Below are 600 nucleotides of genomic sequence, written 5' to 3'. Positions count from 1 at the left end.
CATCGTAGATAAAGACACATACTCAGTAGTTAAAGAAAAAGTGCCAGAAGGTAAGACAACGTGTGGTCTATGTTCTCGTCTACGTCGTGGTACGCTTTATTCATTTGCTGAGAAAATCGGCGCAACAAAACTTGCACTTGGTCATCATATGGATGACATCGTAGAAACGATGTTCTTGAACATGTTCCATGGTTCTCGTTTGAAGGCAATGCCACCAAAGCTACGCTCTGATGATGGTCGTAACGTGGTTATTCGTCCGCTGACTTACTGCCGCGAAAAAGACCTGATCAAATACGCAGAGCACAAAGATTTCCCAATTATTCCTTGTAACCTATGTGGTTCTCAAGAGAACTTGCAGCGCCAAGCAATCAAAGCAATGCTGATTGATTGGGATAAGAAGACGCCAGGACGCGTAGAAGCGATTTTCAAATCAATCCAAAACGTGAGCCCAAGCCAATTGGCAGACCGTGAGTTGTTTGATTTTGTAAACTTGCCGCTAGATCGTGACGGTAGTCGCGAAGAGTATGAGTTTAGTGAAGCAGTCGTTTCTTCAACTAACATCGATGAATCTCTATTCATCGATGTAACGAACATCTAGTA

1 protein-coding gene is annotated in these 600 nt (G+C 43.2%); it reads left to right on the top strand.

Annotation, left to right across the window (positions count from 1 at the left end; all coding sequences use genetic code 11):
* Positions 1-598, top strand: a 598-nt coding sequence (gene ttcA, locus R7Q48_RS28970) for a tRNA 2-thiocytidine(32) synthetase TtcA (RefSeq protein WP_318133800.1), incomplete at its 5' end; no start/stop codon positions are given.
* Positions 599-600 lie beyond the last annotated feature (2 nt).

It is taken from the genome of Vibrio sp. 378 (assembly GCF_033339435.1).
The sequence above is the reverse complement of the archived record's forward strand: the minus strand, read 5'-3'. Positions and strand labels throughout refer to the sequence as shown.